The sequence below is a fragment of the Streptomyces sp. NPDC088730 genome (assembly GCF_044751215.1).
GTDB lineage: Bacteria > Actinomycetota > Actinomycetes > Streptomycetales > Streptomycetaceae > Streptomyces.
In genome coordinates this window covers 475,048-490,439 of sequence record NZ_JBIVLK010000001.1, presented here as the reverse complement: position 1 = coordinate 490,439, position 15,392 = coordinate 475,048, and the positions used below count along the sequence as shown (strand labels likewise).

At 70.7% G+C, this 15,392-nt stretch carries 13 protein-coding genes; all 13 read right to left on the bottom strand.

Features of this window, described 5'->3' with window-relative positions:
- Window positions 1–366 (bottom strand): hypothetical protein (locus ACIP89_RS02080; protein WP_402112465.1); only part of this gene is annotated, 366 nt, incomplete at its 3' end.
- 232 nt (window positions 367–598) lie between these two features.
- Window positions 599–1,381 carry a TIGR03936 family radical SAM-associated protein gene (locus ACIP89_RS02075; RefSeq protein ID WP_402112462.1) on the bottom strand — a complete coding sequence of 261 codons (783 nt, stop codon included), beginning with the start codon at window positions 1,379–1,381 and terminating at the stop codon, window positions 599–601.
- A 122-nt stretch (window positions 1,382–1,503) separates the two neighbouring features.
- A complete protein-coding gene (locus ACIP89_RS02070; RefSeq protein WP_402112460.1) occupies window positions 1,504–2,694 on the bottom strand; it encodes a hypothetical protein in 1,191 nt (396 codons plus the stop codon).
- Between the two features lie 103 nt (window positions 2,695–2,797).
- Window positions 2,798–4,723, bottom strand: coding sequence for a TIGR03960 family B12-binding radical SAM protein (locus ACIP89_RS02065; RefSeq protein ID WP_401922131.1), 1,926 nt, complete (start codon window positions 4,721–4,723; stop codon window positions 2,798–2,800).
- 50 nt (window positions 4,724–4,773) lie between these two features.
- Entirely contained in the window at window positions 4,774–6,300 is a 1,527-nt protein-coding gene (locus tag ACIP89_RS02060; protein ID WP_402112458.1) for a CHAD domain-containing protein, read from the bottom strand.
- A gap of 51 nt (window positions 6,301–6,351) precedes the next feature.
- Window positions 6,352–7,542: a rod shape-determining protein RodA gene (rodA, locus tag ACIP89_RS02055; protein ID WP_402112455.1), complete on the bottom strand. Its 1,191-nt coding sequence runs from the start codon at window positions 7,540–7,542 to the stop codon at window positions 6,352–6,354.
- The gene (mrdA, locus tag ACIP89_RS02050; protein WP_401921488.1) at window positions 7,542–9,707 is read right to left on the bottom strand and encodes a penicillin-binding protein 2; all 2,166 of its coding nucleotides are present in this window, start codon (window positions 9,705–9,707) and stop codon (window positions 7,542–7,544) included. The genes rodA and mrdA overlap by 1 nt, the downstream gene beginning before the upstream one ends.
- 61 nt (window positions 9,708–9,768) lie before the next feature.
- Window positions 9,769–10,434 carry a rod shape-determining protein MreD gene (gene mreD, locus ACIP89_RS02045; RefSeq protein WP_401921489.1) on the bottom strand — a complete coding sequence of 222 codons (666 nt, stop codon included), beginning with the start codon at window positions 10,432–10,434 and terminating at the stop codon, window positions 9,769–9,771.
- Between the two features lie 11 nt (window positions 10,435–10,445).
- Window positions 10,446–11,498 (bottom strand): rod shape-determining protein MreC, encoded by a 1,053-nt coding sequence (mreC, locus tag ACIP89_RS02040; RefSeq protein WP_401921490.1) that lies wholly within the window; start codon window positions 11,496–11,498, stop codon window positions 10,446–10,448.
- 98 nt (window positions 11,499–11,596) lie between these two features.
- Window positions 11,597–12,616, bottom strand: coding sequence for a rod shape-determining protein (locus tag ACIP89_RS02035; protein WP_024492993.1), 1,020 nt, complete (start codon window positions 12,614–12,616; stop codon window positions 11,597–11,599).
- A gap of 293 nt (window positions 12,617–12,909) precedes the next feature.
- Complete coding sequence (gene ndk / locus ACIP89_RS02030) at window positions 12,910–13,323, bottom strand: nucleoside-diphosphate kinase (protein ID WP_024492992.1); 414 nt, start codon at window positions 13,321–13,323, stop codon at window positions 12,910–12,912.
- Between the two features lie 140 nt (window positions 13,324–13,463).
- A complete protein-coding gene (locus ACIP89_RS02025; RefSeq protein ID WP_024492991.1) occupies window positions 13,464–13,820 on the bottom strand; it encodes a DUF4233 domain-containing protein in 357 nt (118 codons plus the stop codon).
- 5 nt (window positions 13,821–13,825) lie between these two features.
- The gene (locus ACIP89_RS02020; RefSeq protein ID WP_401921491.1) at window positions 13,826–15,349 is read right to left on the bottom strand and encodes a bifunctional folylpolyglutamate synthase/dihydrofolate synthase; all 1,524 of its coding nucleotides are present in this window, start codon (window positions 15,347–15,349) and stop codon (window positions 13,826–13,828) included.
- Window positions 15,350–15,392 lie beyond the last annotated feature (43 nt).

The window sequence follows — 15,392 nt, the reverse complement described above, 5'->3', positions numbered from 1 at the left end:
GCTCTGCGCAACCGGCTCGTCCGCGACGGGCTCGGGGCTCGCCACCGCGGCGGGCTCCTCCACGATCTCCACAGCCTCAGCGGCCTGCGGAGCACCCGCCGGAGCGGTCGCCTTGCGTACCGCGCGGCGGCGGGCCCGGACCGGCGGGGCGGCCTCGGTCTCGCTGTTGTTCCCGGTGCTGGGGTCCGACTCTCCGGCGTCAACGGCCGGTATGGCCGGCGCGTCGGCCGCGCCCGGTGCGCCGCCCGAGGGCGGGCCGGCCGGCCGGGACGCCGCGCGGCGCCTGCGGCGCGGCGGCAGCTTGTCCCCGGGGGTGTTGCTGTCTTCTGCGTTCCCGGTCGTGCCGGGTTCGGTGGGCTCTTGCATGCGGGCGGTTCTCCCGTCGCGCTCCCGGGCGCCGCGTCTGATTCCGGTCCGGCACGGTCCGCGAGGTGTACGCGGTACCGCCGTCCGGGGCGCGGGCGCCGCACGGGGGCTGAATGTCTGGCTCGCCGGTTCCGTACACGGTGTGCGCACGGCCTGGCGAAAGTCTTATGGGTCTGCGCGCGGCCCGGACCAGGTGGCTCCCGAGTCCGAGGGCTGCGCTCCAACGACCGCCTTACGCGGTGCCCGCACCTTCCGGCGCCGTCGCGACGGCGGTCCCGGTGGCCATGGGTAGAACGGCCGGGGCTGCCTCGCGGTCAGGCGCGAGCGGGTCGGTCACCGTGCCGGACTCCTCGTCGAAGAGCCCCTGCGCCAGCCTCGTCACCGCAGCGGGGACAGGCGGCGCCAGGTCGGCCACAACGCGGAGACCGGACAGGACGTCGTCAGGCCGTACGGCAGGTGTCACGTGCCGAACAACCAGCCGCAGTATCGCACAGGCCTTGACCTCGGGCCTATCAGGCTGTTGATCAAGGGCCCGCAGCTCCACCACGGCGGAACGGGCGTCGAAGCTGCGCACGCCGTTCTTCGTACGGCGCTGGACCTCGACGGTCTCGGCCCCGTTGAAGGCGGCCACGGCCTTCTCGGCCTCCTCCGGGGAGACCCCGTCCAGCCGCATCTCCCAGACGGAGGCGGTCAGCCGGTCGGCGAGGCCCGAGGTGCGGGCCTCCACGGCGTCCGTGATGTCGAGCCCGTCCGGCAGCGAGTCGTTCAGCAGCTCGCGCAGGACATCGGGGTCACGCGCCTCTGTGAGGGCGATCTCCAGGAACTCGGCCTCGCTGCCCGTGCCGGTGGGGGCGGCATTGGCGTAGGACACCTTGGGGTGCGGGGTGAAGCCCGCCGAATAGGCCATGGGCACCTCGGAGCGGCGCAACGCCCGCTCGAAGGCACGCTGGAAGTCACGGTGACTGGTGAACCGGAGGCGGCCGCGCTTGGTGTAGCGCAGACGAACGCGCTGCACTGCCGGTGCGGGCGGCGGACCTTCGGGCTGTCGCTTGCCCAGTGGTTCTTCTCCTCGGTGCGGGGCGGACGCGGTGGCGCACCGCCCACGAAATACGGGTGGCCCGGGGTGTCCGCTCCGGCTCACCCCCGCTGGGCGGCTTTCCCGCCGTGCAGGGAGATCTCTGGTTCGGGCGCCGCGCTGGGCACAGTCGTTGTACTACCCAGAGTACGCGCAACGAGCCCGTCCGGTTCCCGGGGCTCGGGCACGCGGGGCCCGCCGACCAGCGCCCGCCACGCGTCGCGGCGCGCCCGGCGCACGGTTTCGCGGGCGGTGCGCAGCGTGTCCCGGGCGGTCCGGCCCGCCGCGACGGCCGCCCGCCGGACCGGGGCCCACACGGCTCGGCGCACGAGGTGTCCGACGGGGGTGCACACCGTGCGGTAGGCCCAGGCCACCGGCGCCCCTACCAGGTACCACGCCAGCCGGGCCAGCCCCCGGCCGACGGCCCGCGAGACGAATCCGGCGGCGCGCCAGGCGAACCGGAACGCGGCCGCGACCTCCCGGCCCACGGGGACGAGCACCCACTGGTAGCCCCGGACCAGCGGAGTGACGAGAAGCACCAGCACCAGCAGCCGGAGACCGGCCCACACCCCCCGAAAACCGGCGGCGACGCCACGGGCCAGCAGACCGAGGAGCCAGGCGGTGCCGCGGCCCAGCGGGGTGAGCAGTTCCCGGTACGTCCACCCGGCGGGCAGGACCACCAGGTACCGCACCAGCCAGGCGGCCGCCAGCCCCAGTGGCACCAGGACGTACCGCCACACGCCCGCCACCGGCCACACGAGCAGGACGGTGAGCAGCCATCGGGCCGCCGTACGGACACCGCGTCCGGCGGGAGCGAGCAGCGCCTGGTACACCCAGCGCAGCCCGTGCCCGAGCGGGGTGAGGACCGCCGTGTACAGCCACCCGAGCGGGACGGCGATCCCGTACCGCGCCACGGGCACCACGACGTACCGCCAGAGCGCGGTCCACGGCCACACGAGGACCGCCCGCGCCAGCCACCGGAGCCCGTGGCCCAGAGGCGTCAGCACCCACTCCCACAGCCATCCGGCCGGAACGGCCACCAGGACGTGGAACAGCCGGGACAGCGCCCGCCCCAGCGGCCGGAGCAGGGTGCGCTCCACGGCGCGGGCGGAGGCGACGAGCACGTCCCACACCATCCGGACCGGCAGGACGAGCACGAGGACCACGATCCGCACCGGAATCCGGATGAGGGTGGTCAGACAGCCGTCGCCGCTCTCGTACCGCGCGGGGGCCGGGTGCTCTCCGTAGTCCATGCACTGCACGACGCGAAGGCCCGGCCCCGGGGTTTCCCGGGCCGGGCCTTCGTCATCGAGCTGTCACCCGGCCGGAGCCGGACGGTGGCACTTCAGGACGGTGTCACTTCACGACCGTCAGCGGGAGGAGCTTCTTGCCCGTCGGGCCGATCTGGATGTCGAGGTCCAGCTGCGGGCACACCCCGCAGTCGAAGCACGGGGTCCAGCGGCAGTCCTCGACCTCGGTCTCGTCGAGCGAGTCCTGCCAGTCCTCCCACAGCCAGTCCTTGTCGAGGCCGGAGTCCAGGTGGTCCCAGGGCAGGACCTCCTCGTACGTCCGCTCGCGGGTGGTGTACCAGTCGACGTCGACACCGAAGCCGGGCAGCGTCTTCTCCGCGCTCTTCATCCACAGGTCGTAGCTGAAGTGCTCGCGCCAGCCGTCGAAGCGGCCGCCCGCCTCGTAGACCGCGCGGATGACGGAACCGACCCGGCGGTCACCGCGGGAGAGCAGGCCCTCGACGATGCCGGGCTTGCCGTCGTGGTAGCGGAAGCCGATCGAGCGGCCGTACTTCTTGTCGCCGCGGATCTTGTCCCGGAGCTTGGCCAGCCGGGCGTCGGTCTCCTCGACGCCGAGCTGCGGGGCCCACTGGAACGGGGTGTGCGGCTTGGGCACGAAGCCGCCGATGGAGACGGTGCAGCGGATGTCGTTCTGTCCGGAGACCTCGCGGCCCTTGGCGATGACGTTGACCGCCATGTCCCCGATCTGCAGGACGTCCTCGTCGGTCTCGGTGGGCAGACCGCACATGAAGTACAGCTTCACCTGCCGCCAGCCGTTGCCGTACGCGGTGGCGACGGTCCGGATCAGGTCCTCCTCCGAGACCATCTTGTTGATGACCTTGCGCATGCGCTCGGAGCCGCCCTCGGGGGCGAAGGTGAGACCGGAGCGGCGGCCGTTGCGGGTCAGCTCGTTGGCCAGGTCCACGTTGAACGCGTCGACGCGGGTGGAGGGCAGCGAGAGGCCGATCTTGTCGTCCGTGTAGCGGTCCGCGAGGCCCTTGGCGATGTCACCGATCTCGGAGTGGTCCGCGGAGGAGAGCGAGAGCAGGCCGACCTCCTCGAAGCCGGTCGCCTTGAGGCCCTTCTCCACCATCTCGCCGATGCCGGTGATGCTTCGCTCCCGCACGGGGCGCGTGATCATGCCGGCCTGGCAGAAACGGCAGCCGCGGGTGCAGCCGCGGAAGATCTCCACGGACATCCGCTCGTGGACGGTCTCGGCGAGCGGGACGAGCGGCTGCTTGGGGTAGGGCCACTCGTCGAGGTCCATGACCGTGTGCTTGGACACCCGCCACGGCACGCCGGACTTGTTCGGCACGACGCGGCCGATGCGGCCGTCCGGGAGGTACTCGACGTCGTAGAAGCCGGGGACGTACACGCCACCGGTCCTCGCGAGGCGGAAGAGCACCTCCTCGCGGCCGCCGGGGCGGCCCTCGGCCTTCCAGGCGCGGATGATCTCGGTGATCTCCAGGACGGCCTGCTCGCCGTCCCCGATGACCGCGCAGTCGATGAACTCCGCGATCGGCTCGGGGTTGAACGCGGCGTGGCCGCCCGCGAGCACGATCGGGTCGTCCAGGCCCCGGTCCTTCGCGGCCAGCGGGATGCCGGCCAGGTCGAGCGCGGTGAGCATGTTGGTGTAGCCGAGTTCGGTGGAGAAGCTCAGCCCGAAGACGTCGAACGCCTTGACCGGGCGGTGTCCGTCCACCGTGAACTGGGGCACCTGGTGCTCGCGCATCAGCTCCTCCAGGTCCGGCCAGACGCTGTAGGTGCGCTCCGCGAGGACGCCCTGGCGCTCGTTGAGCACCTCGTAGAGGATCATGACGCCCTGGTTGGGGAGTCCGACCTCGTACGCGTCCGGGTACATCAGGGCCCAGCGGACGTCGCACTCGTCCCACGGCTTGACGGTGGAGTTGAGCTCACCGCCGACGTACTGGATGGGCTTCTGCACATGCGGGAGCAGAGCTTCGAGCTGTGGGAAGACCGAATCGACAGACATCGCGAACTTTCGAGAGCCGGCAAGGATGACCATCCAGCGTACCGCGACGCTCAGCTTTCCCGTGCCGTCCGGATCTCCGCCCTGGCTGCCGCGGCCCAGACCCCGGGCAGTTCCCGTTCGCGTGCCGCCGCCGTCCGCTCCTCCCGCCCGTACAGCAGCCCCCAGGTGAACGAGGGCTCGCCGGACAGCTGTGCCTGGACGGCGAGGGCGCGCAGGGCCTCGCGGGCCACCACGCTGTCCTGGTGGTCGCCCAGGACACCCTGCACGGCCTTCAGCCGCTGCACGGACTTCCGGGCAGGCTTCCCGAGCGCGGGGCGGGCGGCCTCGGCCGCGTAGCGCGCGCGTTTCGCCGCCTTGCGCGCCTCGTGCAGGGCGATGTCGCGCTGCGGTCCCGGCGGCAGCTCCAGGGCGTGGGCGATGCGGTGTGCGAGGCGCCGGTGGTCCTTGTGCACGGCGCGCGGCAGCGCCTTGCCGGGCGGCTTCGCCGCGGCGGCCAGCAGGGGCGGCTCCGCGAGCAGCGCGTCCAGGGTCCCCAGCAGCGTCAGGTAGCGGCTGCCGTCGAGTACGGCGGCGGTGCGGAGTCGGGAGCCGGTACCGCCGGCCACCGACCAGATCCGCAGCCGGCCCCGGACCGGCCCCAGGACCAGGGTGTGGGGCAGCTCCTCCAGCCGGGCGCGCAGCCGTCCGTCCAGGACCTCCTGGTCGCGGTCGGTGCCCAGCTCCGCCGCGAGCCACTTCAGCTCCTCGGCCACCGGGCCGGTGACGGTCGGGTCGAGGATCTTGCGGTGCGTCCTGAAGGCGCTGCGCAGTCTGCGGGTGGCGACCCGCATCCGGTGCACCGAGTCGGGCAGACCGCGGCGCACGGCCGGGTCGAGGGCGACGATCGCGGTGATCTGGTGGCGTACGTAGGCGAGGACGTGGTCGCCCGCGGTGCGCGGCCGGGACCCTTCGCCGGCCGGTTTCCGCTTCGGGCCGGTCTCGGCCAGTGCCCGTGCCAGCTTGGACGGCGAGGCGGAGGGCCGTGCCCCGGCCTTGCGGAGCCGCCGTTCGACGGCGTCGAGGAACGCCGGGTCGCCGTCGTCGGCGAGTTCGGCCTCGATCTCCGTCCAGGCGGTACGGGTGGTGCGGGCGCTGCCGCCGCGCAGCCGCTCGGCCCGGACCCGGTCCACGCTGACCTCGGCGAGCAGCGCGCCGTCGGGACCGGTCAGGTGGTGGACGTCGCGGGCGGAGCGGAGCCGGACGACGGGGACGACCGGGGCGTCACGGACCCGGGAGCGGATCAGCGCGGCGAGTTCGGGCGGCAGGGTGTCGGAGAGCGGGGCCCTGATCTCGTCGCGGACGCCGGTGGCGACCGGGAGTTTGAGGTGCCAGCCCGCGTCGGCCCCGCCGGTGCGGCGGCGCAGGGTGAGGGAGTCCGCCGCGAGCCGCAGGTCCTCGGTGTCGTAGTAGACGGCGTCGAGTTCGCTGACGCCCAGGTGGTCGACGGCCGAGACGCCGGCCACCCGGCTCAGGTCGGGCAGCCGGGTGGCGTCGGTGGCTTCGTACTTCCGCTCGATCTCGCGCTTCGAGTCCGCCATGAGTCGAATCTAGACGTGATGTCCCCACTTGGGCAGGGGCCCCGCAACGGCTCAGGCCGTTATCGGCCGTTGCACCCTGATCGACTGGAGCAGTCCGATGGCCACCCAGATGGCGAACATCGAGGACCCTCCGTAGGAGACGAACGGCAGTGGCAGTCCGGCGACCGGCATGATGCCGAGCGTCATGCCGATGTTCTCGAAGGCCTGGAAGGCGAACCAGGCGATGATCCCGGCGGCGACGATCGTCCCGTACAGCTCGGTGGTCTCCCGGGCGATGCGGCAGGCGCGCCACAGGATGACGCCGAGCAGGACCAGGATCAGTCCGGCGCCGAGGAAGCCGAGCTCCTCGCCCGCGACGGTGAAGACGAAGTCGGTCTGCTGCTCGGGGACGAACTGGCCGGTGGTCTGGGTGCCCTGGAAGAGGCCGGTGCCGGAGAGGCCGCCGGAGCCGATCGCGATCCGGGCCTGGTTGGTGTTGTAGCCCACGCCGGCCGGGTCGAGCGCCGGGTTGGCGAAGGCCGCGAACCGGGCGATCTGGTAGTCGTCGAGGAGCCCGAGCTGCCAGATGGCGACGGCGCCCGCGGTGCCCGCGCCGAGGATTCCGAAGATCCAGCGGTTCGACGCCCCGGAGGCGAGCAGCACACCGAGCACGATCACGACCATGACCATCACTGAACCGAGGTCCGGCATGCCCATGACGACGATCATCGGGACTGCCGCCAGCCCGAGGGCCTTGGCGACGGTCCGGTGGTCGGGGTGCGGCTGGTCGCCCGCGTCGACCCGGGCGGCGAGCAGCATCGCCATGCCGAGAATGATCGTGATCTTGGTGAACTCCGAGGGCTGGAGCGAGAAGCCGCCGGGCAGCAGGATCCAGGCGTGGGCGCCGTTGACGGTGGCGCCGAGCGGGGTGAGGACCGCCATCACGAGGAGTACGGACAGGCCGTACAGGACCGGCACCGCGCCGCGCAGGGTGCGGTGGCCGAGCCAGATCGTGCCGACCATCAGGGCGAAGCCGATGCCGGTGTTGAGGGCGTGCCGGAAGAGGAAGTAGTACGGGTCGCCGTGGGTGAGCGAATCCCGCCCCCTGGTGGCCGAGTAGACCAGTATCGAGCCGATGAGCGAGAGCGCGAGCGCGGACCCGAGCAGCGGCCAGTCGAGCCGGCGGACCACGGAGTCCCGCGCGGTGAGCCGGCCCCAGGCCGAGCGCTCGGGGGCGTACCGCTGGACGGAGAAGCCGGCCATCAGTCGCGCCTCCCCACGATCGCGGCGAGTGTCTGCTCGGCCGGCGGCTTGCCCGAGTTCGGGTCGTACGGCTTGATCTTCGGGGTCTCGATGGTGCCGTCCTGCTGGATCTTCGGCAGGGACTTCTGCGGGGCCGGCAGCAGGGCCTTCTTGAGGTCCTGCTTGCCCGTGGCGTCGAGACCGTAGATCGCGTTGTAGATGTTGCGCACGGCGGGCCCGGAGGCGCCGGAGCCCGTACCGCCCTGGGAGATCGTCATGACGACCGTGTAGTCCTTGGTATAGGTGGCGAACCACGAGGTCGTCTGCTTGCCGTAGACCTCGGCCGTACCCGTCTTGGCGTGCATCGGGATCTTGTCCTGCGGCCAGCCGCCGAACCGCCAGGCGGCGGAGCCGCGGGTCGCGACACCCGCGAGGGCTCCGTCGATCTCGTTGCGGGTCTTCTGGGTGAAGGGCAGCTTGCCGTGCGACTTGGGCTTGATCTCCTGGACGTTCTTGCCGTCGCCGCTGACGATCGCCTTGCCGACGGTGGGGTTGTAGAGGGTGCCGCCGTTGGAGATCGCCGCGTAGATGGTCGCCATCTGTATCGGCGTGACGAGGGTGTCGCCCTGCCCGATCGAGTAGTTGACCGAGTCACCGGCACGCATCTTGTCGCCTTCGAGGCAGTTCTCGTAGGCGATCTTCTCGACGTACGTGCCGTCCTTCTTGCCCTGCTTGCACCAGGAGTCGTGGTTGGCCTTGGCGAAGTTCTTCTTCCACTCGCGGTCCGGGACCCGGCCGCTGACCTCGTTGGGGAGGTCGATGCCGGTCTCCTTGCCCAGGCCGAACTGGTGGGCGGTCTTGTAGAACCAGTCGTTGGGCTTCGTCTTCGGGTTGTTCCCGCCGTCCTTCTGCCACTCCTTGTGCGCGATGCCGTAGTACACGGTGTCGCAGGAGACCTCCAGGGCGCGGCCGATGGTGATGTCGCCGTAGCCCTGGGACTCGAAGTTCTTGAAGGTCTGGCCGCCGATGGAGTACGAGCTGGGGCAGGGGTAGTTGCCGTCGAAGGGGTATCCGGCGTTGACCGCGGCGGTCGAGGAGATGACCTTGAAGATGGAGCCGGGGGCGGCCTGGCCCTGGATGGCCCGGTTCAGCAGCGGGAAGTTGGAGTTCTTGCCGGTGAGCTTGGCGTAGTCCTTGCCGGAGATGCCGCCGACCCAGGCGTTGGGGTCGTAATTGGGCAGCGAGGCCATCGAGACGACCCGGCCGGTCTTGGCCTCCATGACGACGACGGCGCCGGAGTCGGCCTTGTAGTTCTCGCCGGTGTTGGTGTCGAACTCGGTGCGGGCCGTCTTCATGGCCTGGTTGAGCTCGTACTCCGCGACGGCCTGGACCCGGGCGTCGATCGAGGTGATGACGCTGGCGCCGGCCTCCGCCTTGTCGTTCTTGGCCTGGCCGATGACCCGGCCGAGGTTGTCGACCTCGTAGCGGGTGACGCCCGCCTTGCCGCGCAGCTCCTTGTCGTACGTGCGCTCCAGGCCGGAGCGGCCGACCTGGTCGGAGCGCAGGTAGGGCGAGTCGCTGTCCTGGGCCTTGGTGATCTCGTCGTCGGTGACGGGCGAGAGGTAGCCGAGGACCTGTGCGGTGTTGGCCTTGCCGGGTGCGGCGTAGCGGCGGACGGCGGTGGGCTCCGCGGTGATGCCGGGGAAGTCCTCGGCGCGCTCGCGGATCGTCAGGGCCTGCTGGGTGGTGGCCTCGTCGGTGACCGGGATCGGCTGGTAGGGCGAACCGTTCCAGCAGGGCTGCGGGGTCTTCGCGTCGCAGAGCCGGACCTTGTCGATGACGTCCTTGGGCTTCATGTCCAGGACGCCGGCCAGCCGGGTCAGCACGTCCTTGCCGTCGTCGTCCGTCTTCAGCAGCTCGGTGCGGCTGGCGGAGACGACGAGCCGGGTCTCGTTGTCGGCCAGCGGCACGCCGCGGGCGTCGAGGATGGAGCCGCGGGCGGCGGGCTGGACGACCTGCTGGACGTGGTTGTTCTTCGCCTCGTCGGAGTACTCCTGGCCGTTGCGGATCTGGAGGTACCAGAGGCGGCCGCCGAGGGTGAGCAGCAGGGAGAAGACGAGGACCTGGATGACGACGAGGCGGATCTGGACCCGCTGGGTCCGGCCCGTCTCCGGGATGTTGGTCACGGGGCGCCCCCGGTGGTGGTCGGGCGGGGGGCGCGGTGGGCGGTCCCCGGGGATTGCGGGCTCACAGTCGCTTGACTCCCTTGATGCGTCCGGCGCGCGCCGCCCGGTTCCGGGCGGCCTTGACGCGGAGTCCGCCGCGCTGGTTGCCGATGCGCAGGCCGGTGCCCGCCGCGAGCCAGCCCGCCGTGGCGTCCTTGCCGCCGGAGGAGGACTCGGTGAGGGGGTCGTTCACCGTGCGTCTGGCCATCGCCATGATCAGGGGCACCGTGAACGGCGCGAGCAGCAGGTCGTAGACGGCCGCGGTGAACAGCAGGCTGCCGAGCCCCACATGGCGGGCGGCCGTGTCCCCGACGAGCGCGCCGACCCCCGCGTACAGCAGGGTCGATCCGATCGCCGCCGCGACGACCACGGCCATCGGCGTCACGGCCGACTTGAGCTGGCCGTTCTCCGGCTTGACCAGTCCGGCGAGGTAGCCGATGACGCAGAGGACCAGGGCGTACCGGCCGGCCGCGTGGTCGGCCGGCGGCGCGAGGTCGGCGAGCAGCCCCGCACCGAAGCCGATGAGGGCGCCGCTGACGTGGCCGTAGACGAAGGCCAGTCCGAGAACGACCATGAGGAGCAGATCGGGCACCGCGCCGGGCAGCTGGAGCCGGGCGAGTACGGAGACCTGGACGACGAGCGCGAGCACGACCAGGGCGATGGAGAGCAGAGTCCGGTTGACGTGCATGGGGATCAGCTCTACCTCTGTTCGTTTACCGCGTTGTCGGCGTTCGGGGTGGCGTTCCCGCTGGGGCTGGGGTCCGGGCTGCCGCTGGGGTCCGCGCTCTCGTGGATGTTCCCGACGACGTTGCCGTTGGTGTCCACGAGGTCGCCGTTGGGCGAGATGGTGACGGTGACCGTCGGGGTGGGCTTCGGCTTGGCGGGCTTGGCCGGCTTCTTCGGCAGGACCGCGTCGCGGGGGTCCTCGCGCGGGGCCTGGACGACGATGCCGACGATGTCGAGCTTGGTGAAGCCCACGTACGGGCGGACGTAGACCGTGCGGGTCAGGTCGCCGCCCGACGGGTCGACCCGGACGACCTCGCCGACGGGTACGCCGGGCACGAACGGCTTGTCCTTGCTGGACCCGAACGTGACGAGCCGGTCGCCCTTCCTGACCTTCGCCTTGCCGTTCAGGAACTGGACGGCCATCGGGCGCGAGCCCTGGCCGGTGGCGAAGCCGAGTTCGTCGGTGGCCTCCATCCGGGTGCCGACGGTGAAGTCGGGGTCGTTGGCGAGGAGCACCGTCGCGGTGTCCGGGCCGACGGTGGTGACCCTGCCGACGAGTCCGTCGCCGTTGAGGACGGTCATGTCGCGCTTGAGACCGTCCTTGGAGCCGGCGTCGATGGTGACCGTCCAGGAGAAGCCCTGGGCCGCTCCTATGGCGATGACCTCGGCGGCCTTGATGCCGTACTGTCCGGCGCCCGACTTCTTGAGCATCTTGTCGAGCTCGCGGACCCTGCTGCGGTTCTGGTCGTCGCTGCCGAGCTTGGCCTTCAGCGCGGCGTTCTGCTGCTCCAGAGCGGCGATCTTGTCGTGCCGGGCGCCGGAGGCGCGTACCGCCCCTATGGCGTTGCCCACGGGGTCGACGGCTGACGCGACCCCGTTCTCGACCGGTCCGAAGACCGTGGAGGCGGCCTGCCGGGCGCCGTCCACCGGCGACGCCTCGCCACCGCGGATGTCCACCGTGATCAGTGCGAAAGCGATGGCGATCAGCAGCACCAGGAGCAGCCGGCTCTCTCGTGTGTCCCTCACGTGCGGCGGCCGTGCCTTCCTCGTAGGAATGTTCGTGCCTGTATATCAACGATCCTCCGCGCGGAGCGGCAGTGTCCGCGCGGAGGCTCGCGTGAGTTCTACCGTCGGGGCTGGGCGTCCAGCACCTGCTGGAGCGCCTCGAACTCCTCGACGCACTTGCCGGATCCGAGCGCGACGGAGTCCAGCGGGTCTTCCGCGATGTGGATCGGCATGCCCGTCTCGTGCCGGAGCCGCTCGTCGAGGCCGCGCAGCAGCGCGCCGCCGCCGGTGAGGACGATGCCCCGGTCCATGACGTCGCCGGAGAGCTCCGGCGGGCACTTGTCGAGCGTCGTCTTGACCGCGTCGACGATCGCGTTGACCGGCTCCTCGATCGCCTTGCGGACCTCGGTCGCGGAGATGACCACGGTCTTGGGCAAGCCGGAGACGAGGTCGCGGCCGCGGATCTCGGTGTGCTCGTCCTTCTCCAGCTCGAACGCCGAACCGATGGTGATCTTGATCTGCTCTGCCGTGCGCTCACCGAGGAGGAGCGAGTACTCCTTCTTGATGTGCTGGATGATCGCGTTGTCCAGCTCGTCACCGGCGACCCGGATCGACTGGGCGGTGACGATCCCGCCGAGCGAGATGACCGCGACCTCCGTGGTGCCGCCACCGATGTCGACGACCATGTTGCCGGTGGCCTCGTGGACCGGCAGGCCGGAGCCGATGGCCGCCGCCATGGGCTCCTCGATGATGTGCACCTGGCGGGCGCCGGCCTGCGTCGACGCCTCGATGACGGCGCGTCGCTCGACCCCTGTGATGCCGGAGGGCACACAGACGACGACCCGCGGGCGGGCCAGGTAGCGGCGCTTGTGGATCTTCAGGATGAAGTAGCGGAGCATCCGCTCCGTGATCTCGAAGTCGGCGATCACGCCGTCCTTCAGTGGCCGTACGGCAACGATGTTGCCCGGTGTACGGCCGATCATCTTCTTTGCCTCGGCGCCGACCGCCAGGATGCCGCCGGTGTTGGTGTTGATGGCCACGACGGACGGCTCGTTCAGAACGATGCCGCGCCCCCTGACGTACACCAGCGTGTTGGCAGTCCCGAGGTCGATAGCCATGTCACGGCCGATGAACGACATTGAGTTCCCCTTGTTCCCCATGAGGATGCGTCGGGCCTTCCCAAGTGAAAGCGGTGATGGCTTGTTTTGGTAGGCGAGATGAGCGCTGCGGGCGTGGAAGCTTCCATCGTAGTGCCGGATACACCGACACAGCGCGAGGGTCCTTCGCCTTGTTGAGCAGAACGGGTGGCCGTCCCACTCATGGTGACGTTACGTCGGAGGGATGCGTTCCCGCGATCGGTGACCCTATGCCGAAGGGCGACCGAATTACTTCGGTCGCCCCAGGTCATGAGCGCTGTTTGGCGGAGCGAAGGTCAGGAGAGTCCCGGAAAGAACAGCTTCATTTCTCGCTCCGCGGACTCCTCCGAGTCCGAGGCGTGGATGAGGTTCTCCCGGGTGATCGTACCGAAGTCGCCACGGATCGATCCGGGCGCGGCGGCGATCGGGTCGGTCGGACCGGCCAGCGCGCGGACGCCCTCGATCACCCGCTCGCCTTCGGCCACCAGAGCGACCACGGGCCCGGACTGCATGAACTCGACGAGCGGCTCGTAGAACGGGCGGCCGACGTGCTCGGCGTAGTGCTGCTCCAGCGTGGCCCGGTCCAGGGTACGCAGCTCCAGCGCGGTGATCTTCCAGCCGGCCTTGCGCTCGATGCGGCCGACGATCTCGCCGACCAGACCGCGACGGACGGCGTCGGGCTTGAGAAGAACGAGGGTGCGCTGGGTCATGTGCGGCTCCTTGCAGGAATGCGGGTCAGGCATACGGGTCAGGCATACGGGTCAGGCATACGGGTGCGGTGAGGCGAGATTACAGGGGCACGGTGAAGGCCCCGCGGCCGGGTTTGGCCACGAGGCGACAGCCACTCGGCTCAGGTGCCGGCCGGGGCCTGCGCCGCCTCCTGCGCGGCCCAGCGCGCCTTCACCTCGTCGATCTTGCGGCCGTAGTGCACCGAGGCCCACCACAGGCCGCCGAAGACCACTCCGAGGATGAACATCATCGGCACCACGAATCCACTGGCGACCAGCGCGATCTGGAGCGCCCAGCCGAGCTGCACACCACCGGGACGGGTGATCACCCCGCAGAGCAGCACGGAGAGCAGCATGCCGATGCCGCAGACCGTCCACACCGTCGCGGACGACAGGTCGTCGGACTTCATCGCGACGAGTCCGGCGAAGCCGATCACGAAGAACTCACCGAGCAGCGTCGATGCACAGAGCGTACGCACGTGGGTCAGCGCCTTCCCAGAAGCAGCCGGGCCTCGCCGACCGTGATCACGGATCCGGTCACCAGCACCCCGGCGCCCGCGTACTCGTCCTCTTCCTCGGCGAGGGTGATCGCCGCCTCCAGCGCGTCGTCGAGGCGGGGTTCGACCTGGACCCGCTCGTTGCCGAAGACCTCGACGGCGATGGAGGCCAGTTCGTCGGCGTCCATCGCGCGGCCGCTGGAGTTCTGGGTGATGACGACCTCGGCGAAGATCGGCTCGAAGGCCTCCAGGAGTCCCCGGACGTCCTTGTCGCCGCTGGCTCCGACCACTCCGATCAGCCGGGAGAAGCTGAACGCCTCGGAGATCCCCTCCGCGGCGGCGAGGGCCCCGGCCGGGTTGTGGGCGGCGTCCAGGACGACGGTCGGACTGGAGCGCACGACTTCGAGACGGCCGGGCGAGATCACCGCGGCGAAGGCCTTGCGGACGATGTCCGCGTCGAGCGATCCGGGCTGCTCCGCGCCGATCCCGAAGAACGCCTCGACGGCGCAGAGCGCCACCACGGCGTTGTGCGCCTGGTGGGCGCCGTACAGCGGGAGGAAGATGTTGTCGTACTCACCGCCCAGTCCGCGCAGCGTCAGCAGCTGCCCGCCGACCGCGATCTCCCGGGAGACGACGCCGAACTCCATGCCCTCGCGGGCCACCGTGGCATCGGCCGCGACGGCCTTCTTCAGCATCACCTGCGCGGCGTCGACCGGCTGCTGGGCGAGGATGACCGTCGCACCCTGCTTGATGATCCCGGCCTTCTCCACCGCGATCTCGCCGGGCGTGGAGCCCAGCCGGTCGGTGTGGTCCAGGGAGATCGGGGTGACGACCGCGACCGCCGAGTCGATCACGTTGGTCGCGTCCCAGCTGCCGCCCATGCCGACCTCGACGACGGCGACATCGACCGGCGCGTCGGCGAACGCCGCGTACGCCATGCCGGTGAGCACCTCGAAGAAGGAGAGCCGGTAGGGCTGCTGGGCGTCGACCATCTCAACGTACGGCTTGATGTCCTGGTACGTCTCGACGAACCGCTCGGCGTCCATCGGGGCGCCGTCCAGGCTGATCCGCTCGGTGATCGACTGGACGTGCGGCGAGGTGTAGCGCCCGGTGCGCAGCTCGAAGGCGCCGAGCAGGCCCTCGATCATGCGGGCCGTGCTCGTCTTGCCGTTGGTACCGGTGATGTGGATGGAGGGGTACGCGCGCTGCGGGTCACCGAGGATGTCCATCAGCGCGGCGATGCGCGCCACGGACGGCTCCAGCTTGGTCTCGCCCCAGCGCCCGGCGAGCTCCTGCTCCACCGCGCGCAGCGCCCTGTCCACCTCCGGATCGGTGGGGCGGGCGGGGACCTCGTCGCCCTGCGGCGGGCCGGAGGCGGCGCGCAGCGTCCGGCTCCCGGCCTCGATCACCGCCAGGTCGGGGTCGCGCTGGGTCTCTTCGTCGACGATCTCCGCGAAGGTCTCGTCGGAGTCGGACGCGTCGTGCCGGTCGGAAGGGCGGGGCTCACTCACAGGACCAGTCTACGGATGGGCGGCGACATCGCGCGCAGCGCCC